A 24970-nucleotide genomic window follows, 5' to 3' on the forward strand; every position below is an offset into this window, starting at 1 on the left:
GCCCGGTTAACCGTTCCGATCCCGGTAGCTAAGCCCATGTCATGCTGATGGTACTGCAACTTGGTGGTTGTGGGAGAGTAAGTGACTGCCGCAATATTCTTTGGGGGAGGGGATCCTGGTTCAACAATTGGTTGGACCAGGGTTCCCTCCCTTTTTTGCATTCACGCACCGGACCGAGTGTCGGGCCGGTTGGTGTGGTGGTGGGGGACTGGTGAGGTCCCCACTTTTTGCATTCACCCATCGGATCGGGCTTCGGGCCGGCGGTGGTGCCTGCTGCGTTCAGGTCGGGGTGTCGAGTCCGAGGAAACGGCGGACTGCCTCGGTGCCGGTGACCTCGACCGGCTCGGGCCCGCGGATGATGTCGGCAGCCGGCAGCACCAACTGATGCTCCGTGTGCGCGTTGCCGTCCTGGACGACGATGCGCTTCTGCCCGTTCGGAGAATAGCCGAGCTTCTCCGAGACCCGGCGACTCGCATCGTTGCCGTCGATATGCGCGGTATGGAAGACCTCGACGTCGAAGTTCTCGGCGAAGGCGGTGACGACGGCACGACGCATCTGCGTCCCATACCCCTGACCCTGCTCGACCCGTGCCAACCACGATCCTGTCGTCACCGACTTCGTGGCGAGGAAGTCCTTGCCGGTGATGCCCTGCAGGCCGATGACCCGTCCGTCGACTCGGACGGTGAACTCGATCGTCCACTCCTGCTGTGAGAAGTTCGCCCGAGTGGCCCACTGGAAGTGAGCGATGTTCTTCGCGATCTCCTCATCGGTTCCCGAATCCCAGTCGACGAGGAACGCCGGCGCATCGTCACGTCGGACTCCACCACGGGCGATCTCCGCGAGCTCGGGATAATCGGACTCCCGTGTCGGCGTGAGCTCCATCGTTCCCATCGTGATGCGCAGCCCGAAGGGCGGCCAGATCGCTGCCAAGTCCATGCCCCGAGTCTAAGGCTCAGGGATCCCGAAATGGGGCGCAGCGTCACGTAGGGGGTTCAGCGTGACGAAAGGGGACTCCGCGTGCTGGGAGCGACGCGTCGCGCACCTATCGCGGTGCGGGGAGGGGAGGGTCAGCGGGGGCCGATGGTGCCGTACGCCTTGCGCCACCGCAACAGCGGCTGCGACTTGCCGCTGTCGGCGCCGGCTCCGAGGGCGATGACCTCCCCGACGACGAGACTGTGGGTGGCGACCTCGAGGATGTCGGTGAGCCGGAGCTCGAACCAGGCGATCGCGCCGTCGAGCACGGGCTGTCCCGACCGGGGCGCGGGGAAGTTCCCGATCCCGCCGAGCGCACCGTAGAGCGGCTGACCCGAGGCGCCGAGGCGCTCGGAGAGATCCCGCTGATCGGAGGCGAGGACGGAGATCGCGAAATGGTCGCTCATCTCCAAGGTCTCCATCATCCGCGACCCCGAGTAGATGCTCACCGCCATCGTCGGCGGATCATAGGAGACATCGAGGAACGAGTCGACGGTGATCGCGTGCGCCGCCTGCCCGCGCCTGGCCGAGACCACGGCGACGGCGGCGGCGATGTCGTCACTGAGCTCCTGGTAGCGCTCTGTGAGCGAATACTCGTGGGACCGATCCATGGTTCTCATTCTAGGGAACTACAATGGAGCCATGACCTATCCAGCTACAGGCGGTTCGGCGACGATCGAGCGCGAGCAGAGCGAGCAGCTTGTCGAACCCGGTGACCACGAACGGTACAGCCACTACGCGCCCAAGGACAAGATCATGGAGTCCATGGTCACGGGCACTCCGCTCATCGCCCTGTGCGGAAAGGTGTGGGTGCCGAGCCGGGACCCCGAGCGCTTCCCCGTCTGCCCGAAGTGCAAAGAGATCTTCGAATCGATGCCTGAAGGACCCAAGGAGTAGATGGCCGCGGAACGTCTCCCCGGGACCTCCGCCGCCGAACAGCTCTCACCGGCCTTCCCCGAGCGCGCAGCGTGGGGAACGGCCGGCAAACTGCGCGCATGGCAGGCCGAGGCCCTCGACCTCTACTTCCGGGATCAGCCCAAGGACTTCCTCGCCGTGGCGACCCCGGGCGCCGGCAAGACGACGTTCGCGCTGCGCCTGGCCGCTGAGCTCCTCGCCCAGCGCGTCGTCAACCGCGTCACCGTCGTCGCGCCCACCGAACACCTCAAGGTCCAGTGGGCCGATTCGGCCGCGCGCGTCGGCATCAAACTCGACCCGCACTTCAAGAACTCGCAGGGCAAGCACGCCCCCGGATACCACGGGGTCGCCCTCACCTATGCCCAGGTCGCCGCGAAGCCGACGCTCCACCACAACCGCACCGCTGCCGGGCGCACCCTCGTCATCCTCGACGAGGTCCACCACGCCGGTGACGCCCTGTCCTGGGGCGACGCCGTGCGAGAGGCCTTCGGTCCGGCGGTGCGGCGCCTGTCGCTGACCGGCACCCCGTTCCGGTCGGACACCTCGCCGATCCCGTTCGTCACCTATGCCCCCGACGCCGAGGGCATCCGCACCTCCGTCGCCGACTACTCGTACGGCTACGGCCGCGCACTCAAGGACTCCGTCGTCCGCCCCGTCCTCTTCCTCGCCTACGCCGGTGCGATGTCCTGGCGGACGAAGGCCGGAGACGAGATGTCGCACGTCCTCGGCGAGGAGACGACGAAGGACATCAACTCCCAGGCCTGGCGGACCGCGCTCGATCCCGCCGGCGACTGGATCCCGGCCGTGCTCAAGGCCGCCGACATCCGGCTCACCGAGGTCCGCCGCACGGTCCCCGACGCCGGCGGCCTCGTCATCGCCACCGACCAGGACGCCGCCCGCGCCTATGCGAAGGTGCTGCGCGAACTCACGGGGGAGAGGCCCACCGTCGTCCTCTCCGACGAAGCCGGCGCCTCGGCGCGCATCGAGGAGTTCCAGAACTCGACGGACCGGTGGATGGTCGCCGTGCGCATGGTCTCCGAAGGCGTCGACGTCCCGCGCCTGTGCGTCGGCGTCTACGCGACCTCGTCGTCGACCCCGCTCTTCTTCGCGCAGGCCATCGGCCGCTTCGTGCGCGCCCGCAAACGCGGGGAGACCGCCTCGGTGTTCCTCCCCTCGGTCCCTATCCTCCTCGCCCTGGCCAACACGATGGAGGTCGAACGCGACCACGCCCTCGACCGGCCGCGGAATGAGGACGAGAACGACGTCGTCGTCTTCGACGATCAGGCCCTCGAACAGGCCAATCGCAACGAGGGCGCATCCGATCAGCTCGGGTCGTTCGAAGCCCTCGGCGCCGAGGCGCTCTTCGACCGGGTGCTCTTCGACGGCGGTGAGTTCGGCACCGGTGGCGCGATCGGCTCCGAGGACGAACTCGACTTCATCGGCATCCCCGGCCTCCTCGAACCCGAACAGGTCCACGAGCTGCTGCGCACCCAGCAGGCCAGGCAGGCGCAGCGGAAGACCGCGGCGGCCCCGCCCGCGGCGGAGGTCCACACCAGCGAACTCGAGCACCGGGCGATGAAGGAGGAGCGCGATCAGCTCCAGAGCCTCGTCGGCGCGTGGTCGCGGCGGACGGGCACCCCGCACAAGAACGTCCACGTCGAACTCCGCAAGGCGTGCGGCGGCCCGGCAGTCGCCCAGGCCACCCGTGAGCAGATCCAGGCGCGGATCAAGAAGCTTCAGGGCTGGTTCATCGGCCGGAAGTGACGCGGCCTCAGTTCGCGTAGAAGACCGTGGGAATCGCCGGCTCGCCGTCCTGGAGGCGGCGGGCCGACCGCGGCAGCTCGGCCAGCGACTCGTCGTGGCGGGCGCACGCCTTCTTCACCCCGCCGGGACCGGTGAACGACTCATCGACCTCACCGGCGACGACGAGGTCGACCGACAGGTGCCTGCCGTCGTCGAGATCGGCGGGCAGGTCGGGAATGCCGACGGCCTCCTCGACGGCGATCGCCCCATCGATGAGGCGCCTGGCCTCCTTGTGACCGCCGCGGGAGGGCTTGCCGCTGGAGTTCTTCGCCACCGCCGTCCACGTCCCCGCCTCGTCGGCGCGGGCCACGAGCTTGTAGACGAGTCCCGCCGCCGGCGCCCCTGACCCGGTGACGACCCGGGTGCCGACGCCGTACGCGTCGACGGGGGAGGCCGCGAGCGCGGCGATCGCATACTCGTCGAGGTCGCTCGTCACCGTGATCGTCGTGTCCGTCGCCCCGAGGCGATCGAGGCCTGCCCGCACCTCGCTGGCCTGCTCGATGAGGTCACCCGAATCGATGCGGACCCCGCCGAGGCGGTCGCCGGCGAGATCGATCGCCGTCCGCAGCGCCTCCTCGACGTCGTAGGTGTCGAGGAGCAGCGTCGTGTCGGTGCCCAATGACGAGAGCTGCGCGGCGAACGCCTCGCGTTCGGAGTCGTGGAGGAGCGTGAACGAATGGGCCGACGTGCCGATCGTCGGCAGCCCGTATTCGAGGCCCGCGGCGAGGTTCGACGTCGAGGAGAACCCGCCGATGACGGCCGCGCGGGCGGCAGCGACGGCGGCATGCTCGTTCGTCCGCCTCCCGCCCATCTCCGCGCACGGACGATCACCGGCGGCCTGCGCCATGCGGGAGGCCGCCGAGGCGACCGCGCAGTCGTAGTTGAGCGCGGAGAGGATGAGGGTCTCCAAGATGACGCCCTCGGCGAAGCTCGCCTCGATCGTCAGCAGCGGTGAGCCCGGGAAGTAGATCTCCCCTTCGGCGTACCCGCGGATCGTGCCGGTGAACCGGTAGTTCGCGAGCCAGTCGATGGTCTCCCTGTCGACGATCTGCTCACGGCTGAGGAAGCTCAGCTGCTCATCGTCGAAGCGGAAGTCCCCGAGCATCTCGAGGATGCGACCGGTGCCGGCGACGACGCCGTAGCGGCGTCCGGCGGGAAGGCTGCGGCCGAAGACCTCGAAGAGGCTGCGGCGGTGAGCAGCTCCGGATCTCAAGGCGGCCTGCACCATCGTCAATTCGTACTGATCGGTGAAGAACGCAGTGGAACCGGTGCGTGTGAGATCACTCATAGGCGCGATCTTACGTCACGACAGCCTCGGCGATCTGCCGTATTGTGGAAACGTGAGCAATCCAACGACCCCTGTCCTCGAGCCCGATGTCCGGGAGCGCACCGACCAGGACAGGGCCCGACCATGGAAGACCGTCGTCTTCAACGACCCGGTCAATCTCATGAGCTACGTCAGCTACGTCTTCCAGAGCTACTTCGGCTATTCCGCGGAGAAGGCGCACACGCTCATGCTCGAAGTCCACGAGAACGGGCGCTCCGTCGTCGCCACCGGCGGGCGCGAGGAGATGGAGCGCGACACCCAAGCGATGCACGAATTCGGTCTGTGGGCCGCGTGCCAACCAGATACAGGATCCGACTGACGCATGGCCGCGATAGATGCTCGAGGGGACGACGTCGTCCTCAGACTCGAGGACAACGAACGTTCCCTCATGCTCACCGTCTTCACCGACCTCGCCGCACTGCTGACCGAGGAGACCGAGGACGGCGATGAGGACAGCCGACCCGATTCGGAGAACTGGGAGGCCCGCCTCGGCCTCATCGAGCGGCCCCGACCCGACGACCCGGCCCTGCTCCGCCTCTTCCCCGACGTCGACCCCCTCGATGAGGAGCGGTCCGCGGAGTTCCGCCGCCTCACCGAGTTCGACCTCGCCCAGGCGAAGGCGCACAACGTGCGGATCATCCTCATGGGCCTGCGCCGCGGAGCCGCGATCACCCTGACCCGCGACGAGGTCCTCGCATGGATGAAGGGGCTCAACGACCTGCGGCTCGTCCTCGCCGTGCGCCTGGGCATCGACACCGAGGAGGCCCAGGAGGAGACGTACGCCCGCCGCGGCGACCTCGACGAATCCGAAGAGCTCACCCTCACCCTCTACGACTTCCTGACCTGGATCCAGGACCGTCTGACGACGACCCTGCTCGCGGAGATGCAGGGGGACGACGACGCATGAGACTCACCGCCCTCGGCACCGCCGGTTCGTTCCCCGGACCCGGATCCGCCGCCAGCTGCTACCTCGTCGAAACCGACGAGGAGTCCCCGACGAGGATCGTGCTCGACCTCGGATCCGGGGCGCTGACCCCGCTCCAGCAGGCCGTCGACCTCGACTCCGTGTCCGCGGTCGTGCTCAGCCACCTCCACCCCGACCACTGCATGGACATGATGGGGCTCTACGTCCGGCACTGCTACGACCCGCGTTTCTTCAGCGGCGATATCACCGACACCGGCACCATCAGGACCCGCACAACCGTCCTCGCCCCGGCCGGGGCGAAAGAGCGGCTGACCCGGGCCTACCAGACGCCGCCGGGCAAGTCCCCGGTCGCAGAGGGCTGCGAGGACACCGACTTCGGCCGGCCCTTCGAGTTCGTCGACCTCGACGACCGGGCCGTGATGACCATCGGGTCGCTCACCGTCGAGGCCTTCCTCGTCGCCCATCCCGTCGAGACCTACGCGCTGCGGATCACCGATGCCGCCGGCCGGGTGCTCGTCTACTCCGCCGACACCGACGAGTGCGACAACCTCGTCGCCGCTGCCGCAGGCGCTGACCTCTTCCTCTGCGAAGCCGCCTTCCAGGAGGGCCGGGACACCGTGCGCGGCGTCCACCTCACCGGTCGCCGTGCTGGTCGGGTCGCAGCGACCGCCGACGTCAAGTCGCTCGTGCTCACCCACATCCCGGTGTGGACGAACTGCACGATCGTCCGCGGCGAAGCCGCAGGCGAGTACCGTGGACCCATCGAACTCGCGAAGCCCGGAGCCTGGTGGACCGTGTGAGGCCGCCTCGCCGACTCCGCTGACGACCGACCACCGACCAGCCATCACCCACAGAGCCACCACCCACAGAGCCATCGAACACCGACCCACCACCCACCGAGACTGAGGACGGACGAACCATGACGCGTGCCGACGGACGACAGGCGGACGAACTCCGCGATGTGAAGATCACCCGCAACTGGATCACCACGGCCGAGGGCTCGGCGCTCATCGAGTTCGGCAACACCCGCGTCCTGTGCGCGGCCTCCCTCACCGAGGGCGTGCCCCGCTGGCTCAAGGGCCAGGGCCGCGGCTGGGTGACCGCGGAGTACGCGATGCTCCCGCGCGCCACGGACTCCCGCAGCACCCGCGAATCCGTCAAGGGCAAGCTCGGGGGCCGCACCCATGAGATCTCCCGCCTCATCGGCCGCAGCCTGCGCGCCGTCATCGACATGACGAAGCTCGGGGAGAACACCCTCGTCCTCGACTGCGACGTCCTCCAAGCCGACGGCGGCACCCGCACCGCGTCGATCACCGGCGCCTACGTCGCGATGGCCGATGCCATCGAGCGCGGACGCTCGAGCGGCATCATCCCGGCCGCGAACCGCCCGCTCATCGACTCCGTCGCCGCGATCAGCGTCGGCATCGTCGAGGGCACGCCCGTCCTCGACCTGCCCTACGTCGAGGACTCGACGGCCGAGACCGACATGAACGTCGTCATGACCGGGTCGGGCAAGTTCGTCGAGGTCCAGGGCACCGCCGAAGGCGCCCCGTTCGACCGGGACGAACTCGGTGCCCTCCTCGACCTCGCCGCGAAGGGCTGTGCGGACCTCACCGAACTCCAGGTCGAAGTGCTCGGCCGATGACGACGTTCGTCCTCGCCACCCACAACGAGAAGAAGAAGCGCGAGCTCCTCTCCATCCTCCTGCCCGTCCTCGGTGAGGACACCACGGTGCTCACCGCCGCCGAGGCGGGACTGCCCGATGTCGCCGAGACCGGGGTGACGTTCGAGGAGAACGCGCTCATCAAGGCCCGGGCCGCGGCGCGGGCCACCGGGAAGACGGCGATCGCCGATGACTCCGGCATCGCCGTCGACGTCCTCGGCGGGGCCCCGGGCATCTTCTCCGCCCGCTGGGCCGGCCGGCACGGAGACGACGCCGCGAACCTCGAGCTCCTCCTCGCCCAGCTTTCCGACATCGCCGTCGAGCACCGCGGCGCCCAGTTCCGCTGCGCTGCCGCCGCCGTCACCCCCGACGGACGCGAATTCGTCACCGAGGGCGTCATGCCCGGGCACCTGGCGACCGCTCCGGCCGGGGACGGCGGATTCGGCTACGATCCGATCTTCGTCCCCAGCGGGTCGGAGATCAGTGCCGCCGAGATGACGCCGGAGGAGAAGAACGCGCGTTCGCACCGGCGCATCGCCTTCGACGCGCTCGCCGCGATCCTCGGCGCCGAATCGGGGCTCTGAGACCGCCTCGGTGACGGGGTCCTGACTGTAGGCGGCAGTCCCGTTCCAGATCAGCCGCTCACGATGTGACCCCCGCCACGTTCACGGGGTCCGGGCTCGGATACACTGACAGAGCCGATGGGCATCCCGAACTACGAGGTGAACGATGAAGACTCCGCGCGCCACACTCCTGGTCGCGGCCGCAGCCGCTGCGACCCTGTTCCTGTCAGCGTGCTCCGCGGGAGCCTCGGACCCGGGGGAGGGGCAGAACGACTCGATGGCGATCGCGTTCACCGCCGAACCGGTCAACCTCGACTTCACCTCGACCTCCGGGGTGGCGATCCCCGAGGCGCTCATGGAGAACGTCTACGAATCCCTCGTCCGCGTCGACGAGCAGGGCAAGATCCAGCCCGCCCTCGCGCAGGAGTGGGACGTCTCCGATGACCGGCGGACCTACACGTTCACCCTGCGCGACGGTGTGACGTTCTCCAACGGCGCGGAGCTGACGAGCGAGGACGTGAAGTACTCGTACGAACGCGTGCAGAACGAGTGGCAGAATCCGCTGAAGTCGAAGATGGACATCGTCGAGGAGATCGCGACCCCCGATGACTCGACCGTGGAGATCACCCTGGCGAAGCCGTCGAACATGTGGCTGTTCAACCTCACCACCCTCGTCGGCGCCGTCTTCGACACCGCCGGCACCGACGACCTGGCGAACCAGGCGATCGGGACGGGCCCGTATGCCGTCGACGCGTTCACCCGCGGTCAGTCCATCGACTTCGTCGCCCGTGACGACTACTGGGGTGAGCAGCCTGCGGTGGCCAACGTCGAGTTCAAGTACTTCAAGGACGCCGTGTCGGCGGCGAACGCCCTGAAGTCCGGGGAGATCGACGTCGTCTCGAACCTGCAGGCCCCGGAGCTCGCGAGCGAGTTCCAGAGCGACGAGTACCAGATCGTGTCCGGGACGACGAACGGCGAAGTCGTCCTCTCGATGAACAACGCCGAGGGCATCTTCGCCGACAAGGCCGCCCGCGAGGCCGTGATGTACGCCGTCGACCGCCAGGCCGTGCTCGACACCGCGTGGGCCGGCTACGGGGAGCTCATCGGGTCGATGGTGCCGCCCACGGACCCCTACTACGAGGACCTCACTCAGGTGTGGCCCTACGACCCGGAGAAGGCGAAGACGCTCGTCGACGAGGCGGGCATCAGCGGCGAGGAGTTCGCCTTCACCGTGCCGAACCTGCCGTATGCGAAGGCGATCTCCGAGATCGTGTCCTCCCAGCTCGAGGCCGTCGGGCTGAGAGCGAGGATCGAGACGCAGGAGTTCCCCGCCGTGTGGCTCGACAAGACCTTCACGAAGCACGACTACGACATGTCGGTGATCAACCACGCCGAACCCCGCGACCTGCTCACGGTGTTCTCCTCCGACTACTACACCGGCTACGACGACACGAGAATCAAGGAGCTCGCGGAGAAGGCCGACACCGGCACCGAGGAGGAGTACATCTCCGGCATGAAGGACATCGCGCGCACGATCACCGAGGATGCCGCCGCCGACTTCCTCTTCCTCTTCCCCAACCTCGTCGTCGCGAAGGCCGACGTCAGCGGGATCCCGGCCAACCGCGTCTCCGACGCCTTCCGCATCGCCGATCTCAGCTGGGCGTGAGACCCGTCGCCCATGCTCGCCTACATCCTCGGTCGGTTCGTCCAGTTCCTCCTCTCCCTCCTCGTCGCCTCGGTGATCGTCTTCGCGCTGATGAGCGTCCTGCCGGGCAATGCGGCTCAGGTGGCGCTGGGGACGAACGCGACGCCGGAGGCCGTCGCCGCCCTCGAAGCCCAGTACGGTCTCGATGAGCCCCCGATCGTCCGCTACCTCGACTGGGTCGGCGGCATGGTCCAGGGCGACTTCGGCACCTCGTACGTCACGGGCACGCAGATCACCCCGGTCATCGTCGACAGCGTCCAGGTCACCGCGATCATCGTCGTCACCGCGATCGTCCTCGCCGTCGCCATCGCCGTGCCGCTGGGCACCTTCGCGGCCCTCGAGCAGCGCAACTGGGTGGGCGCGACGATCTCCGGTCTCAGCCAGATCGGGATCGCGATCCCCAACTTCCTCGCCGCCATCCTCCTCGTCATGGTCTTCTCCCTCACCCTGGGATGGTTCCCCTCCCAGGGGTGGACGGCGCCGATCGAGGGCTTCGGCGACTTCCTCGCAGGCCTCGTCCTCCCCGTCGTGGCGCTCGCTCTCGTCCAGGCCGCGATCCTCACCCGCTACGTCCGCTCGGCGGTCCTCGACGTCATGCGGGAGGACTTCATCCGCACCGCCCGGGCGAAGGGCCTGACCCGCACTCGGGCGCTCTTCGCCCACGGTCTGCGCAATGCCGCGATCCCCGTCATCACCGTCGCCGGCGTCCAGCTCGCGACCCTCCTCGTCGGCGCCGTCGTCATCGAGCAGATCTTCGTCCTCCCCGGCATCGGCTCGGAGCTCGTGCGGGCCGTGGCCAACCGGGACCTGCTCACCGTCCAGGGCATCGTCATGGTCCTCATCGTCCTCGTCCTCATCATCAACTTCATCGTCGACCTCCTCTATCCCGTCGTCGACCCGCGACTGAGGAATGCCGCATGAGCGAGCCCAACCCGCGCGACACCGTCGCCACCGACCCCGCCGCGGCAGCGCCCTCCGCCCCCGGCCGGCGGAGACGGCGCCGCCTCGGTGCGCCGCTGCTCATCGGGGGCGTCCTCGTCGTCCTCATCGTCGCCCTCGCGCTCGTCTCCTTCGTCTGGACCCCGTACGACCCGGGCGCCGTCGACCCCGCCGCGCGCCTCGAATCCGCGAGCCCGGCGCACCCCTTCGGCACCGACCGGTTCGGCCGCGACACCCTGACGTGGATCATGTACGGTGCGCGGATCACGCTCATGGTCGGCGTCGTCGCCGTCGGCATCGCCCTGCTCATCGGCACCCCGATCGGCATCCTCGCCGCCGTCTTCGCCCAGTACCCGTGGGGCGGGTGGATCGGCGCGGCGATCATGCGCGCCAACGACATCCTCCTCGCCTTCCCCGCCCTGCTCCTGGCGATCATCTTCGCCGCCGTCTACCAACCCGGCACCGGACCGGCGATGGCCGCCGTCGGCATCGCCTCGATCCCCGGGTTCGCCCGCGTCGCCCGCTCCGGCACGCTGCAGGTGCTCGGCTCCGACTACGTGCGGGCGGCCCGCGCCGCCAATCGCAGCCCCGGTGCGATCGCCGTCGTCCACGTCCTGCCCAACATCGCCGGCATGGTCATCGTCCAGGCGTCCGTGACGTTCGCCATCGCCGTCCTCGCCGAGGCGGGGCTGTCCTTCCTCGGTCTCGGCACCCAAGCGCCGGTGCCGTCATGGGGACGGATGCTCCAGGAGTCCCAGCAGTTCCTCACCACTCACCCCGAGCTCGCGCTGTGGCCGGGCCTGTTCATCGCGCTCGCCGTCCTCGGATTCAACCTCCTCGGCGACGGGCTGCGGGACCGCTTCGACCCGAAGATGGAGGTGCGCTGAGATGGCCGAGACCCTCCTCGACGTCGCCGGGCTGACGATCACCCCGGCCGATGCCGACACCCCCGTCGTCGACGGCGTGTCCCTGACGATGGCGCCGGGGGAGCGGGTCGGACTCATCGGGGAGTCCGGATCGGGGAAGTCCCTGACCGCGCTGTCGATCATGGGGCTGCTGCCCGAGGAGCTCTCCGCCACCGGCTCCGTGACCCTGGCGGGCTTCGACGGCAACGTCCTCGAGGCGAGCGAACGCCGATTGGCCCGGATGCGCTCGGACCTCGTCTCGATGGTGTTCCAGGAGCCGATGAGCGCGCTCAACCCGCTCATGCGCGTCGGAGACCAGATCGCCGAGGTGCTCCGCCTCCACGGCGGCGTGCCGCGGACTGAGATCCCCGCGCGGGTCCGGGAGCTCCTCGTCAGCGTGCGCATGCCCGACCCCGACGGGGCGCGGTTCGCCTACCCGCACCAGCTCTCCGGCGGCCAGCGGCAGCGGGTCATGCTCGCGATCGCGCTCGCGAACTCGCCGCGCCTGCTCATCTGCGACGAGCCGACGACGGCGCTCGACGTCACGGTGCAGAAGCACATGCTCGACCTCATCTCCGAACGCGTCGGAGCCGTGGGGGCGGGACTCCTCTTCATCACCCACGACCTCGCCGTCGTCGCCGGCATCTGCGAGCGGGTCATCGTCATGCACCGGGGCCGGATCGTCGAGACCGGCAGCGTCGCGGAGGTCTTCACCGATCCCCAGCACGCGTACACCCGCGGCCTCCTCGCCTCCTCGGATCTCGAGGCCACCGATGAGAACGGACGGCTCTTCACCCTGCGCACCGCGGGGGAGTACGCGGGGCCCGGCGGAACCGAGCGGGCGGACAGGTTCTCGAGATTCGCCCCGCCGCCCGCCGCTGAGGTGACGGAGGGGCCGGCGACCGCCTCGGCGCACGATATCGTCGACCGGGCACCGCGGGCACCCGAGGAGGGAGACCCGGACCCGCTCATCGACGTTGCCGGCGTCTCGAAGCTCTACCGCTCGGGCGGTCTCCTCTTCCGCCGCCGCAGGCCCGTCCAGGCCCTGGAGAACATCGACCTGAGCGTCGCCCGCGGACAGCGGCTTGGCATCGTCGGCGAATCCGGGTCGGGGAAGTCGACCTTGCTGAGCATCCTCGCGGGCCTCGACACCCCGACGACCGGGCACGTGCGCGTCGGCGACATCACTGTCGAATCGGCGTCCGCGGCAGAGCTGAAGACCCTGCGGGAGCACCTGCAGATCGTCTTCCAGGACCCGTTCGCCTCCCTCGACCCGCGCATGCGCATCGCCGACATCGTCGCCGAACCCCTCATCGCCAAGGGCATCGGCCGGGAGGAGCGGGAGGCCAGGGTCGAGGAGATGCTGCGCGCCGTCGACCTCGACCCGGCCACGATGCGCCGGTACCCGCACCAGTTCTCCGGCGGTCAGCGGCAGCGGATCTCGATCGCCCGCGCCCTCGTCTCCCGCCCGCAGATCCTCGTCGCCGACGAACCGGTCTCCGCCCTCGACGTCTCCGTGCGCGCGCAGGTGCTCAATCTGCTCAGCGACCTCGTCGACGACTACGCCCTCACCCTCGTCTTCGTCTCCCACGACCTCGGCGTCATCCGGCACCTGTGCTCGGACGTCATCGTCATGAAGGACGGCCGCATCGTCGAGGCCGGCACGACCGAGTGCGTCTACGCGCACCCGCGTGAGGAGTACACGAGAAGCCTCATCGCGGCGACGCCCAACCTCGCCGAGGCGCTCGCCGGCGCCCGCTGACCCCGAGAAGAGAGAAGGACGACGATGACCTTGGCCGACCGCTCAGCCGCGGAGATGACCGCGGGCTTCGCCGCCGGGGACTTCGATCCGCGCGACGTGTTGGCCGACGTGGCGGAGCGGATGGACGCGTGGGAACCGGTCATCAACGCCCTCGTCCACCGCGATGATGCGCGGTCGACAGCGGCCGCCGAAGCGAGTGCGAAGCGGTGGCGGGAGAACCGCCCGCTCAGTCGCCTCGACGGAGTGCCGGTGACGATCAAGGAGAACATCGCGCGCCGGGGAGTGCCGATGCCCTCGGGACATGCCTGGGTCGAGGTTCCCGTCGCCGACCACGATGCGCCGATCACCGCACGACTCGAGGAGGCCGGTGCCGTCATCGTCGGGTCGACGACGATGCCGGACTGGGGGATGCTCTCCTCCGGAGTCTCCTCCCTCCACGGGATCACCCGCTCCCCGCTCGATCCGAGCCTGACGACGGGAGGGTCGAGCGCGGGCGCCGGAGCCGCGGCCGCGGCCGGGTACGGCCCGATCCACATCGGTTCGGACATCGGCGGGTCGATCCGCCTGCCGTGCACGTGGCTGGGGCTGGCCGGTCTCAAACCGAGCTTCGGTCGGGTTCCACTCGACGTCCCCTACCTCGGACGCTGTGCGGGTCCGCTCGCCCGGTCGATGGCCGATGTCGCAGCGGTGATGCCCGTCATCTCCGCGCCCGATGACCGCGACTACTCGCGGCTGCCGAGGTTCGCCGCCGATGCCGAGGAGGACCTCGGACCTGCCGGGCTGACCCCGGACGCGGCCTTCTCGCCGCAGGGACTGCGGATCGGTCTCCAGCTCGACGCCGGCTGCGGTGAGCCGGTGGTCCCGGAGGTCGCCGCGGTGATCGCCGAGGCGGGGCGGACGTTCGCCGCCGCCGGTGCCGAGGTCGTCGACGTCGACCCATTCATCGACGACGACCTGCTGGGGGACATGGACCTGTTCTGGCGGGTGCGGTCATGGAACGACCTGCGCGCTCTGCCGCTCGCCGAGCAGGATCTCATCCTGCCCTACATCCGCCAATGGGCGCAGGGCGGGGCCCACGTCACGGGCACGACGCTCATGGACTGCTATCACAGCGTGCAGGAGATCCGGCGCCGCACCGTCGCTGCCACCGACGGGTTCGACCTCGTGCTCTCGCCGGTCGCCCCCGGGGCGTCCTTTCCCGCCGAGTGGCCGATGCCGTATCCGGACGCGAGCGAGAAGATGGGGCACATCGGCTTCACGATGCCCTTCAACATGTCCGAGCAGCCGGCGGCCGTCGTCCTCGGCGGGTACACCGGTGACGGCCGGACCGTCGGCGTGCAGATCGCAGGTTGTCGGTTCGCCGACCGGCTCGTCATGGCCGCCGGCATGTGGTTCGAGGCTGCGGCGGGCATTCCCGCCCCGCAGCCGGCCGACCTCGGGTGAGGCCCCGCAGCTGATCGTCCTCCGGTAGCCGGCACCCGGATGCGCAGACGCTGAGGGCCGGGACTCCGCAGCGGAGTCCCGGCCCTCAGCGTCTGCGGCCGTCAGCGGCGGCTCAGAAGTCGAAGAACTCGACTGTGAGTGTGTCGCCCTCGATGTTCACGCTGCCGGAGACCGACAGCGGGTTGTCGTTGGAGAAGTACGAGGAACCGGCGGCCTTGCCGTCGACGCTGAAGTCGAACGTGCCGTTGGTCTCGGTGAAGAACGACCCGGTGTTCGTGTCACCCATGCCGAAGGAGGCCTTGACCTGCGGCATCTTCTTCATGGTCCACTTCGCGGTGTTGTCCTTCGCGAGGTCTTCGAGCTTGTCATCGGTGCCGCCGACGGGGATCTGCGTCGGATCGAACTTGATGAACTTGCACTTGGGCTTGATGTCCTTGTTGTCGAAGCACTTGTTGAGCTCCGCCTCGACCTGTTTCTGGACTTCCTTCTCGAAATCAGGCGTCGGGGACAGGGCGAGATTGAGGGTGAGCGGCGACACCTGGTCGGTGCTCGGCTGATCGCCCGGGGCGTACGCCTGCGGGAAGTTCGCCGCAGCCGTGTCGGAGGCCTCGGAGACCCACTTGCTCGCCGGGATCGAGAAGTCGTAGTTGCCCGGGTAGACGGCGAAGGCGGTCGTGCCTGCCTGCGCCGTGTAGTCGGTGCCGTTGATCTTCAGGCCGTCGGCCGCGGGCACGTCGAGCGAGATGACGTGGAGCGCCGGACCCGTGAGCGTCCACTTGTCGAAGAAGAGGTTCTGCTTGCCGTCCTTCTTCGCGGGCAGGTCGACGTTGTACGTGCTGCCGTCGAGCTCGTAGGTGACGGTGACCTTGCCGCTGTCGCCGTCGACCTGTGAGGTCTCGACCTTGGCGTTCTCGATCTTCGCCGAGGAGGCGTCGGTGAAGTTCTTCGACAGCAGGTCCATGTTCGTGCCCTCGGGGCGCGGGGACGGGGCGATCTTCTCCGCCGCGGCGAAGTCGCCCTTGTTGAGGGCCGCCACGTAGTCCTCGGCGACGGTGTCGGGACCGTAGTTGTTCTTGTTCACCGAGTTGATGACGAGGAACCCGACGAGCACGAGGACGAGGACGAGGAGAACCGAGCCGAGGGCGATGAAGAGGGGCAGCTTGCCCTTCTTCTTCGTCGGACGCGCCGCGGCCCGCGAGGTGGCTGTCGTGCCGCCTGAGAACCCGGGGGCCGGAGCCGGCTGGGGCAGCGCCTGCGACGATCCGGGTCCCGACCCGGTCCGGGGGCCCGACCCGGTCTGGGGTCCGGAGGCGGTCTGAGGTCCGGAGGCGGTCTGAGGTCCGGAGCCCGTCGGGGACTGGTACGGATTCGTCTGACCGTAGGGACCGTTGCCGTACGAGCTGCTGCCGTACGCGTTGCCGCCCGCCTGGCCGGGTCCGTTCTGGCCTGGTCCGGGCTGATAGGGGCCGGGGCCGTTCTGCGCAGGACCGCTCTGGCCTGGACCGTTCTGGCCCGGCCCATTCTGTGCAGGGCCATTCTGCGCAGGACCGTTCGGATACGCGGAGCTCGCGCCGACCACGCCGCCGGCTGCCGCGGCACCGAACGGAGCCGCGCCGCTGCCCTGACGGTCATCCGGTCGGGGACCACCGTTCGGTCGGCCGTCGCCCTGCGGTGCATTGCTCTGTGGGCCGTTGCCCTGCGGACCGTTCCCGGGGGAACCGTGACCCGCGGCGCTGCTGTTCTGGGCGCCGAACTGCGGGGCGGACGGCTGCGCATCGGCACGACCGCCGGTGCCGGGGCGCTCGCCCGGTCCGGAGGCACTCTGATCCCGGGGGCCGGACTGGCCGCCGGGCGTCTGCAGCGGCGGGGCGCTGTCGCCGAAGGACGATTCGCCGCCAGTGGCTGACTCCGGCCGGTTCGCGGACTCGGAACGATCCGCGGAGAAGGGGGCGGGCATCGCCACGGTGTCATCACTCGGGGCCTGTGCGTCAGCGGACTTCGCTGCGCCGTCCGATTTGTCTGTGCCGTCCGACTTCTCTGCACCGCCGGGCTTCACCGCAGCGTCCGACTTGTCCGCTCCGGCGGACGCGCCAGCGTCGGTCTTGCCGGCGTCACGACCGACCGGCCGGGCGCTGTCCCCAGTGGATTCGGTGCCCTTCGCTGGCCCGGCAGGCGTGCCCTTCGCGGACTCTGCGGGGCCGCCCGCCGAGGTCGCATCGGAACCCGAGCCTGCGTTCACCGCATCGCTGTCGGCAGGCGTCGATGGGTCCTTGCCGTCTCCGGCGCCGTTGCGACCCGGGGGCTGATTGGGTGGTGGCGGAACGTTCTGTTCGTCATTCCCATTGCTCATCGCTCGCTGCTTCCTTAACTTCCGACACGCGCGTTCTGGCGCAATTGTACGTCCCTGAGATGAGTTTCGCGCGGTCAATACCGGGAAGTCGACTGTCGGTCAGCGAAAATGGAAACGATGCACACTTCTCCACATCAGAGCACCACGCGCCATCCCGTCCTCCTCGGACTGGTCGAGGCCTTCCGCCTCGACCTCATCGTCATCCCCTCGGCGTTCGTCGTCGCGACGGTCTTCTGGATCGTCGGGCTGGGCGCTCAGCTCGACTACTCGATCATTCCCGAGTGGGCGTTCGCCCTGTGGGCGGTCGTCCACGGTCTGAGCGTCTCGACGATCGGGTTCGACTTCTCGCTTGCCCCCGGGCTCGTCACCCTCGGCGTGTGGCTGCTCCTCGCCGCCGGAGCGTCCCGGCTCGTCTCGACCCTCTCGGACGCCGATCCGATCCGCTCCGACGACGGAGAGGAGACCCCCTGGTGGGCGATGTGCGCGATGGCGCTCGCCGGGTTCGCGCTCGCCTACGCCGGTCCGCTCGTGGCCCTGTCCCTCATCGTCGGCGAGGCGACGATGACCCCCCTCGGCTTCCTCCGACTACTCGTGCTCCTCGTCACCGCGTTCGCCGCAGGCTACGTCCGGGCCCGCGGCGTCGTCGACATCCCATGGTTCGCCGACCTCGATCCCGCACTGTGGCAGACGGCCGTCGCTCTGGCCCGGCGCGTCCTGTGGGGTGCGGCCTCCCTCGCCGTCGTCGTCATCGGCGCCGCCCTCGTCCTGCGCTGGTCCGACCTCGCCGAGGCGATGGGATCCTACAGCTCGCCCCTGTCGGCGGGCATCGGACTCACCGTCCTCCAGCTGCTCTTCGCCCCCGGCGCCCTCTTCGGCGCCCTGTCGTGGATCGCGGGGACCGGGGTGAGCATCGGCGCCGGCGGGGTGAGCTCGGTGTTCAGCACGGTCTCCGGCCCGGTTCCGCCGGTGCCCGTCCTCGAGCTGCTCGTCGGCGACTACCCGGTGTGGACGAGGGCCGCACCGGCCCTGCTCGTCCTCCTCGGCGTCGGCAGCGTCGTCATCGGCCGCACCCACGCCCGGGCCGTTCACGCGGCATCGTGGACGGGACTGGCGATCGCGGGCGGGATCCTCTTCGTCACCGCCGAGACGATCGCCCTGTTCTCCCGGGGAGCGATCGGACCGCTCGGCCTGGCGGCCTTCGGACCCTCCCCGCTGACCTCGGCGCTCGCCGTCTGCGGGTGGATCGGGGTGGGGCTCAGCCTCGGACTCGTGCTCACGAAGCTCTCGCACATGCAGTTCGACGACGCCGTCGAGGCCGCCGACCACGAGGAGCTCTGAAACTCACAAGGTCGGATGCCGCCGCGGCCGGGTCAGCTCAACGCCGACCAGCGGCTCGGCGGGACGCGCGCGCCGCTGGTCGGGTCACCACTGCCCGGCGGCTCAGCGCCGGCTCAGTTCGAGCCGGGAAGATCGAGTTCCTGTCCGGTGATCTGCTGGAACCAGTCGCCGAGTCCGGTCTCGTAGTCGCTCGCGCACGTCAGCTCGGCCTGCTGGGTGATCGCATCCCGGACGCACTCCTCGTACGCCGTCTGGACGGGCCAGAGGACGACGGAGGACATCGTGGAGAAGATGAGGTAGATGCTCAGCAGTCCGCCGAGCACGCCGAGTGAGATGCTGCGACGCTGCTTCGCCCTGACCACGGCGATGATGTAGCGGATCGACCACACGATGGCGGCGATCGCGAAACCGGCCGCGGCGAGCTTGAACGGCAGCGGGTACGTGAACGTCAGCACGGCGGCGAGGACGAGGAGGACGAGGATGAGTCCGTGTCGCGCGGGCGCTGCCTGCCTCTCCTCTTCAGGAGTGGGGGCGTTCTTCTCTTCGGTGCTGTTCGGTGACGTCACCCCCACATTTTGTCACAGTCGACTGGCAAACGCCTCGGCGCGGAGCAGCGCACCCGGGACGGGCACGGGCCGACGCGTGGATAGAATGGATCCGTGCGCATCGTTCTCCTGGCCTCCGGTTCAGGCACCCTCACCCAGGCCGTCATCGACGCCTTCGCCGGGCCCGCCCGCGCCGAGGCGGGTGTCGAGATCGTCGGCATCGGCTCCGATGCGGCAACCGCCGGTGTCCTCGCCCGGGCCGAAGCGGCGGGCATCCCGACCTTCGTCGTCCGCCCCCGGGACAGCGCGACCCGGGAGGAGTGGAACCGGACGCTGCGCGACACCGTCGCGGACTTCGCCCCGGACTGGGTCGTGTCCGCGGGATTCATGCGCATCCTCGGCGAGGAATTCATCTCCGCCTTCCCCGATCGCATCATCAACACCCACCCCGCACTGCTGCCCGCGTTCCCCGGGGCCCACGGCGTCCGGGACGCGCTCGCGCACGGGGTCAAGGTCACCGGGGGGACCATCCACCTCGTCGACGCCGGAGTCGACACCGGGCCGATCATCACGCAGTTCGCCGTCCCCGTGCACGACGGCGACACCGAGGAGACCGTGCACGAGCGCATCAAGACCCGCGAACGCGAGGAGGTCGTCCGACTGCTGGCGTTCCTCACGGACAACGACCTCGACATCGACGGTCGCCGCGTGCAGGGCTACCGAGCCCGACCGTCCGACCCGACTCCATCCACACCGCACCCCAAGGAGGATCAGTGACAGGAACCCGCGCGATCAGGAGAGCGCTCATCAGCGTCTACGACAAGACCGGTCTGGAGGAGCTCGCCCGTGGGCTCGCCGCGGCCGGGGTCGAGATCGTCTCCACAGGATCGACGGCGGCGCGGATCGCCGATGCCGGGGTCGACGTCACGAAGGTCGAGGAGCTCACCGGCTTCCCCGAGACCCTCGAAGGTCGGGTCAAGACCCTCCACCCGCGCGTGCACGCCGGGATCCTCGCCGATTCGCGCAAGCCCGATCACCTCGAGCAGCTCGACGAACTCGAGATCGCGCCGTTCGACCTCGTCGTCGTCAACCTCTACCCGTTCGCCGACACCGTGGCCAGCGGCGCCGGCTTCGACGACTGCATCGAGCAGATCGACATCGGCGGTCCCTCGATGGTCAGGGCGGCCGCGAAGAACCACCCCACCGTCACCGTCGTCACCGACCCGGCCGACTACGCTGCGGTCGTCGATGCGGCAGCCGCCGAGGGCTTCGACGAGGGGGCCCGACGGGCCTTCGCCGCTCGCGCCTTCGCCCACACCGCGGCCTACGACTCCCAGGTCGCCGCCTGGTTCGCCGGGGAACTCGCCGCCGAGGGAACGCAGCCGGACTTCGCGGGACTGACCGGCGTCAAGCTCGACGACCTCCGCTACGGTGAGAACCCCCACCAGGGAGCCGCCGTCTACACCGACGGCACCCGGGGAATCGCCGGCGCGAGACTGCTCGGCGGCAAGGCGATGTCCTACAACAACTACACGGACACGGATGCCGCGATCCGCGCCGCCTTCGACTTCGACCGTCCCGCCGTGGCGATCATCAAGCACGCGAACCCGTGCGGCATCGCCGTCGCCGACACCCCCGCCGAGGCGCACCGGGCCGCGCACGCCTCCGACCCGCTCTCGGCCTACGGCGGAGTCATCGCCGTCAACCGCGAGGTCGACGCCGCGCTCGCCGAATCGATCAAGCCGATCTTCACCGAATGCCTCGCCGCACCGTCGTTCTCGCCCGAGGCTCTCGAGATCCTCGCCGCGAAGAAGAACCTCCGCCTCATCGAACTCGGCGACGTCGACTTCCCGGCCCGCGAGCTCACGCAGATCACCGGCGGCTTCCTCGTCCAGGACCGCGACGTCTTCCAGGCCGCCGGCGACTCCGCGGAGGCGTGGACGCTGGCGGCCGGACCGGCGGCGACGCCCGAGGTCCTCGCCGACCTCGAATTCGCGTGGAAGGCCTGCCGGGCGGTGAAGTCCAACGCGATCCTGCTCGCGAAGGACGGGGCCTCGGTCGGCGTCGGCATGGGACAGGTCAACCGCGTCGACTCCGCGAAGCTCGCCGTCGACCGTGCCGGGGCCGAACGCGCCGCCGGGGCCGTCGCCGCCTCCGACGCGTTCTTCCCGTTCGCCGACGGCCTCGAGATCCTCCTCGCCGCCGGGGTCACTGCCGTCGTCCAGCCGGGCGGATCGATCCGCGACGACGAGGTCATCGCCGCCGCCGAGGCCGCGGGCGTCTCCCTCTATCTCACGGGGAGCCGCCATTTCTTCCACTGAGCGCACCCGCACCTCTCCCCGCCATGCCCGGCGGGGGAGAGGGGCGGTCGCCAAGCGCTGGATCTACTGGAAGCGCCGGTACGCCCACCCGGTGTCGAAGGACTGGGTGCTGCTGGCCTGTCTCGTCGCCATCGTCATCGCCGCGGCCTCGGCGTTCATCGACTTCCGCCTGGCGGCCATCGTGCTCGCCGCCGTCCCGGCAGGACTCGCGATGCTGCGCGCGATGCCGGCACCCTGGGGCGAGTTCTGGGGCAACAGGTCGAAGACCGTCGACATTCTCACGTGCCTGATCTTCGCCGTCCTCCTCGTCGGACTCGCCTTCGTCGTCCCCCAGACCCGCTGAGCCGCGGCCCGGACACACCGTTGCAGTCTCCGCCGTGTGAGTGCCCCGACCTCGCACCGGAGTCCACCAGGAGCGACGCCTGACGGAGGCAGGCTACTGTAGTTGCGACCTTCGTCACTTTGTGAGGTGGCTGTGAAATCCGGCTCCCCACCTTGTCTCGGGCGCGGGAAGTGGCATCGTGGACTGCGTCAGGAGGTCCGAGAGGGCCTCTTCCGATGAAAGGAGACAGCATGGGATTTGATGACCTCACCAACAAAGCCAAGGACGCCTTGAATAGCGATAAGGGTGAAGAACTCAGCGACCAGGGCCTGGACAAGGGCGCTGACGCAGCCAACAACCTTTCCGGAGGCAAGTTCGAGGACCAGATCAACCAGGGCCGCGACGGCGCCGACGGTGCGATTGGCAACGAATGATCTTCAATCCATAGCCGCGTCCGGCATGGATGAGCGCCGAGGTGGAAGCGATTTCACCTCGGCGCTTCTTCGTGTCCGGGCACCGGTTTCGCGCCCGGACACCTGAGGAGTCGACTCAGCCGAGCTTTTCGACCGGCGCGTACCGGAGCAGGAGGCGCTTCGTGCCGAGCGAGCCGAAGTCGACGACGGCGACGGCCTTGTCGCCGACGCCGTTGACCTCGGTGACGGTGCCGAGGCCGAATGACTCGTGGGAGACCTTCTCACCCACGGACACGGAGATGACTTCGCGGTTGGGGCGGATGCGGTTGGGGAAGCCGCCCGCCGTCGACGAGGACGACCGGCTGCTGCGCGATGATCCGGAACCGCGGGTCGACCCGCCGCCGTAGCCGCTGCCCGAACCGTAGCCGCCGGAGCCGAAGCCGCGCGATCCTGAGCCGAAGCCCCCGCCGCTGCCGAGCGCCGAGGAGAAGCTGCCGGTGCTCTCCCACTCGATGAGGTTCTCCGGGATCTCCGTGAGGAACCGGCTCGGCGGGTTGTACTGCGGCTGGCCCCACATGCTGCGGGTCTCGGCACGCGTGACGATGAGCCGCTGGCGGGCCCGGGTGAGGCCGACGTAGGCGAGGCGACGCTCTTCGGAGAGCTCGCTCGGATTCTCGAAGGACCGCGCGTGCGGGAAGCCGCCGTCCTCGAGTCCGGTGAGGAAGACGACGGGGAACTCGAGGCCCTTCGCCGTGTGCAGGGTCATCAGCGTGACCTGACCGAGTTCGGCGTCGGGGATCTGATCGGTGTCCGAGGCGAGGGCGACCTGCTCGAGGAACGCATCGATCGACGAGCTGCCGGCCGCCTCGGCGGGGGACTCGACGTCGGAGGACTCAGCGTCGGCACCGGATTCGGCGGTCGCCTCGGCGAGGGCATCCTCCGGCTCTGGTGCAGCGCTCGTGTCGTCGCCCTTCGCCTCCACGGCGTCGGAGGGAACGGCGTCGGATTCCGCGGTCTCCTCATCATCGGCGGCGGCGATCGTGCGGGTGGCGGCGAAGTCCTCGGCCACGGCGACGAGCTCGGCGAGGTTGTCGACCCGCGACTCGTCCTGCGGGTCCGTGCTCTTCTGAAGGGACTCGAGGTACCCGCTCTGCTCGAGGATCGCCTCGATGACACGGGACACGGGAGCCGCCTCGGCGGTCGCGGAGAGATCCCTCAGCAGGTCGTAGAACTTCTGCACCGCGGTCTGCGCCCGCGAGGGCAGGTGGGGGATCTCCTCGAGGCGACCGAGGGCCGCGTAGAAGCTGATGCCCTCCCGGTCGGCGAAGTCGGCGATGATGCCCTCGGTGCGGTCGCCGATCGAGCGCTTGGGCACGTTGAGGATGCGCCGGAGGTTGACGTCGTCGTCGGGGTTGGCGATGACGCGGAGGTAGGCGAGGGCGTCCTTGATCTCCCGGCGCTCGTAGAAGCGCGTGCCGCCGACGACCTTGTACGGGATGCCCGAGCGGACCAGGGCGTCCTCGATCGCGCGGGACTGGGCGTTCGTGCGGTAGAAGACGGCGAAGTCGCCGTACGTGTACTTCTCGTCGTCGATGAGCTCATCGATGTGGTCGACGACGAACCGTGCTTCGGCCTGTTCGTTCTCCGCGACCCAGCCGACGATCGGCTTGCCTCCGCCCTCGGAGGTCCACAGACGCTTCTCCTTGCGGTCCTGGTTGTTGGCGATGACGGCGTTCGCGGCGTCGAGGATGTTCTGCGTCGACCGGTAGTTCTGCTCGAGGAGGACCACCTCGGCGGCGGGGAAGTCCTTCTCGAACTCGACGATGTTGCGCACCGTCGCCCCGCGGAACGCGTAGATCGACTGGTCGGCGTCGCCGACGACGGTGAGCTCGGCACCGCCGGAGCCCCCGGCGCCGTCACCGGCCAGGGCGCGGATGAGCGCGTACTGGGCGGGGTTCGTGTCCTGGTACTCGTCGACGAGGATGTGCCGGAACCGGCGCCGGTAGTAGTCGGCGACCTCGGGGAAGGCGCCGAAGAGGTGGACGGTCTCGGCGATGAGGTCGTCGAAGTCGAAGGCGTTGGCGAGCTTGAGGCGCGCGGTGTAGCGGCGGAAGACGTCGGCGAGCACCTCGTCGGCCGGATTGTTGGGACGGGGGACGAAGTCCTCGGCCGTCTGGAGCTCGTTCTTGAGGTTCGAGATCCGGTGGAGGATCGCCCGCGGGGCGTACTTCTTCGAATCGAGACCGAGCTCCTTGAGGATCTGCGCGACGAGGCGCTGCGCGTCCTGGGCGTCGTAGATCGTGAAGTTCGACTTCATGCCCAGCGTCTTCGCCTCGCGCCGGAGGATCCGCACGCACGAGGAGTGGAACGTCGAGACCCACATCGAGCGCGAGGCGGGTCCGACGATCGCCGAGACGCGCTCGGCCATCTCCTTCGCTGCCTTGTTCGTGAACGTGATCGCGAGGATCTCGCCCGGGTGCGCACGTCCGGTGGCCAGCGCGTAGGCGATGCGCCTCGTGAGCACCGTCGTCTTGCCGGACCCGGCGCCGGCGACGATGAGCAGGGGAGAGCCCGTGTGGACGACGGCTTCGCGCTGGCGGGGGTTGAGTCCCGACAGCAGCTCGTCGGCGGGGGAGGCAGCCGTGATGGAGGAGTTCTCAGTCATGTCGGAGTCCACGATACCGGTCGCCGCTGACGCGAGGGGACGCCCTCACCGTCGGCAGACATCCGGGCGCCCGTCAGCACAGCGATGAACAGCT

Annotated in this window: 23 protein-coding genes; 17 read left to right on the forward strand and 6 right to left on the reverse strand. The window is 69.1% G+C overall.

From position 1 onward, the window contains the following. Positions 1–279 precede the first annotated feature (279 nt). Positions 280–936: a GNAT family N-acetyltransferase gene (locus tag ACFQ91_RS03510; RefSeq protein ID WP_198498235.1), complete on the reverse strand. Its 657-nt coding sequence runs from the start codon at positions 934–936 to the stop codon at positions 280–282. 131 nt (positions 937–1067) lie between these two features. Further along, positions 1068–1583 carry a flavin reductase family protein gene (locus tag ACFQ91_RS03515; protein WP_198498236.1) on the reverse strand — a complete coding sequence of 172 codons (516 nt, stop codon included), beginning with the start codon at positions 1581–1583 and terminating at the stop codon, positions 1068–1070. Positions 1584–1614: 31 nt separating this feature from the next. On the opposite strand from ACFQ91_RS03515, the gene ACFQ91_RS03520 reads away from it, so the two are divergent. Beyond that, the gene (locus tag ACFQ91_RS03520; RefSeq protein ID WP_137826860.1) at positions 1615–1869 is read left to right on the forward strand and encodes a DUF3039 domain-containing protein; all 255 of its coding nucleotides are present in this window, start codon (positions 1615–1617) and stop codon (positions 1867–1869) included. Beyond that, entirely contained in the window at positions 1870–3651 is a 1782-nt protein-coding gene (locus ACFQ91_RS03525; protein WP_198498237.1) for a DEAD/DEAH box helicase, read from the forward strand. Between the two features lie 7 nt (positions 3652–3658). Here the strand turns inward: ACFQ91_RS03525 and ACFQ91_RS03530 are convergent, their stop codons facing one another. Further along, entirely contained in the window at positions 3659–4978 is a 1320-nt protein-coding gene (locus tag ACFQ91_RS03530; RefSeq protein ID WP_198498238.1) for a nicotinate phosphoribosyltransferase, read from the reverse strand. Positions 4979–5030: 52 nt separating this feature from the next. On the opposite strand from ACFQ91_RS03530, the gene clpS reads away from it, so the two are divergent. The 10 genes from clpS to ACFQ91_RS03580 all read left to right on the forward strand — a co-directional run bounded on the left by clpS (position 5031) and on the right by ACFQ91_RS03580 (position 14922). Further along, a complete protein-coding gene (gene clpS, locus ACFQ91_RS03535; RefSeq protein ID WP_140955566.1) occupies positions 5031–5336 on the forward strand; it encodes an ATP-dependent Clp protease adapter ClpS in 306 nt (101 codons plus the stop codon). A gap of 3 nt (positions 5337–5339) precedes the next feature. Continuing rightward, entirely contained in the window at positions 5340–5924 is a 585-nt protein-coding gene (locus tag ACFQ91_RS03540; protein WP_198498239.1) for a DUF2017 family protein, read from the forward strand. Then, positions 5921–6742, forward strand: a complete 822-nt coding sequence (locus ACFQ91_RS03545; RefSeq protein ID WP_198498240.1) for an MBL fold metallo-hydrolase — start codon at positions 5921–5923, stop codon at positions 6740–6742. Before ACFQ91_RS03540 ends, ACFQ91_RS03545 begins: the two co-directional genes overlap by 4 nt. A gap of 119 nt (positions 6743–6861) precedes the next feature. Beyond that, positions 6862–7587 (forward strand): ribonuclease PH, encoded by a 726-nt coding sequence (gene rph / locus ACFQ91_RS03550; protein WP_198498241.1) that lies wholly within the window; start codon positions 6862–6864, stop codon positions 7585–7587. Continuing rightward, positions 7584–8189: an RdgB/HAM1 family non-canonical purine NTP pyrophosphatase gene (gene rdgB / locus ACFQ91_RS03555; RefSeq protein ID WP_198498242.1), complete on the forward strand. Its 606-nt coding sequence runs from the start codon at positions 7584–7586 to the stop codon at positions 8187–8189. Before rph ends, rdgB begins: the two co-directional genes overlap by 4 nt. 145 nt (positions 8190–8334) lie before the next feature. After that, positions 8335–9834, forward strand: coding sequence for an ABC transporter substrate-binding protein (locus ACFQ91_RS03560; protein ID WP_198498243.1), 1500 nt, complete (start codon positions 8335–8337; stop codon positions 9832–9834). Positions 9835–9846: 12 nt separating this feature from the next. Beyond that, the gene (locus tag ACFQ91_RS03565; RefSeq protein ID WP_198498244.1) at positions 9847–10794 is read left to right on the forward strand and encodes an ABC transporter permease; all 948 of its coding nucleotides are present in this window, start codon (positions 9847–9849) and stop codon (positions 10792–10794) included. After that, the gene (locus tag ACFQ91_RS03570) at positions 10791–11699 is read left to right on the forward strand and encodes an ABC transporter permease (RefSeq protein ID WP_198498245.1); all 909 of its coding nucleotides are present in this window, start codon (positions 10791–10793) and stop codon (positions 11697–11699) included. The genes ACFQ91_RS03565 and ACFQ91_RS03570 overlap by 4 nt, the downstream gene beginning before the upstream one ends. Before the next feature lies 1 nt (position 11700). Then, positions 11701–13479, forward strand: coding sequence for an ABC transporter ATP-binding protein (locus ACFQ91_RS03575; RefSeq protein ID WP_198498246.1), 1779 nt, complete (start codon positions 11701–11703; stop codon positions 13477–13479). A 24-nt stretch (positions 13480–13503) separates the two neighbouring features. Continuing rightward, entirely contained in the window at positions 13504–14922 is a 1419-nt protein-coding gene (locus ACFQ91_RS03580) for an amidase (RefSeq protein ID WP_198498247.1), read from the forward strand. Positions 14923–15034: 112 nt separating this feature from the next. On the opposite strand, the gene ACFQ91_RS03585 is transcribed toward ACFQ91_RS03580, so the two are convergent. Next, positions 15035–17272, reverse strand: a complete 2238-nt coding sequence (locus ACFQ91_RS03585) for a hypothetical protein (RefSeq protein WP_232623532.1) — start codon at positions 17270–17272, stop codon at positions 15035–15037. A gap of 117 nt (positions 17273–17389) precedes the next feature. Here ACFQ91_RS03585 and ACFQ91_RS03590 point away from each other — a divergent pair, with 117 nt between their 5' ends. Further along, a complete protein-coding gene (locus ACFQ91_RS03590) occupies positions 17390–18610 on the forward strand; it encodes a DUF6350 family protein (RefSeq protein WP_198498248.1) in 1221 nt (406 codons plus the stop codon). 113 nt (positions 18611–18723) lie between these two features. On the opposite strand, the gene ACFQ91_RS03595 is transcribed toward ACFQ91_RS03590, so the two are convergent. After that, positions 18724–19176 carry a hypothetical protein gene (locus ACFQ91_RS03595; RefSeq protein WP_137826783.1) on the reverse strand — a complete coding sequence of 151 codons (453 nt, stop codon included), beginning with the start codon at positions 19174–19176 and terminating at the stop codon, positions 18724–18726. Positions 19177–19269: 93 nt separating this feature from the next. On the opposite strand from ACFQ91_RS03595, the gene purN reads away from it, so the two are divergent. The 4 genes from purN (at position 19270) to ACFQ91_RS03615 (ending at position 22232) form a co-directional block, all read left to right on the forward strand. After that, the gene (gene purN / locus ACFQ91_RS03600; RefSeq protein WP_198498249.1) at positions 19270–19932 is read left to right on the forward strand and encodes a phosphoribosylglycinamide formyltransferase; all 663 of its coding nucleotides are present in this window, start codon (positions 19270–19272) and stop codon (positions 19930–19932) included. Then, positions 19929–21476 carry a bifunctional phosphoribosylaminoimidazolecarboxamide formyltransferase/IMP cyclohydrolase gene (gene purH, locus ACFQ91_RS03605; RefSeq protein ID WP_198498250.1) on the forward strand — a complete coding sequence of 516 codons (1548 nt, stop codon included), beginning with the start codon at positions 19929–19931 and terminating at the stop codon, positions 21474–21476. Before purN ends, purH begins: the two co-directional genes overlap by 4 nt. A gap of 91 nt (positions 21477–21567) precedes the next feature. After that, positions 21568–21819 (forward strand): hypothetical protein, encoded by a 252-nt coding sequence (locus tag ACFQ91_RS03610; RefSeq protein ID WP_232623533.1) that lies wholly within the window; start codon positions 21568–21570, stop codon positions 21817–21819. 230 nt (positions 21820–22049) lie between these two features. Further along, positions 22050–22232, forward strand: a complete 183-nt coding sequence (locus tag ACFQ91_RS03615) for an antitoxin (protein ID WP_137826786.1) — start codon at positions 22050–22052, stop codon at positions 22230–22232. Positions 22233–22347: 115 nt separating this feature from the next. Here ACFQ91_RS03615 and ACFQ91_RS03620 read toward each other — a convergent pair whose 3' ends face one another. Next, positions 22348–24876, reverse strand: coding sequence for a UvrD-helicase domain-containing protein (locus ACFQ91_RS03620; protein WP_198498251.1), 2529 nt, complete (start codon positions 24874–24876; stop codon positions 22348–22350). Between the last annotated feature and the right edge of the window lie 94 nt (positions 24877–24970).

Source organism: Brevibacterium sp. NPDC056726, from assembly GCF_042790515.1.
In the GTDB taxonomy this organism is placed as follows: domain Bacteria; phylum Actinomycetota; class Actinomycetes; order Actinomycetales; family Brevibacteriaceae; genus Brevibacterium; species Brevibacterium sanguinis.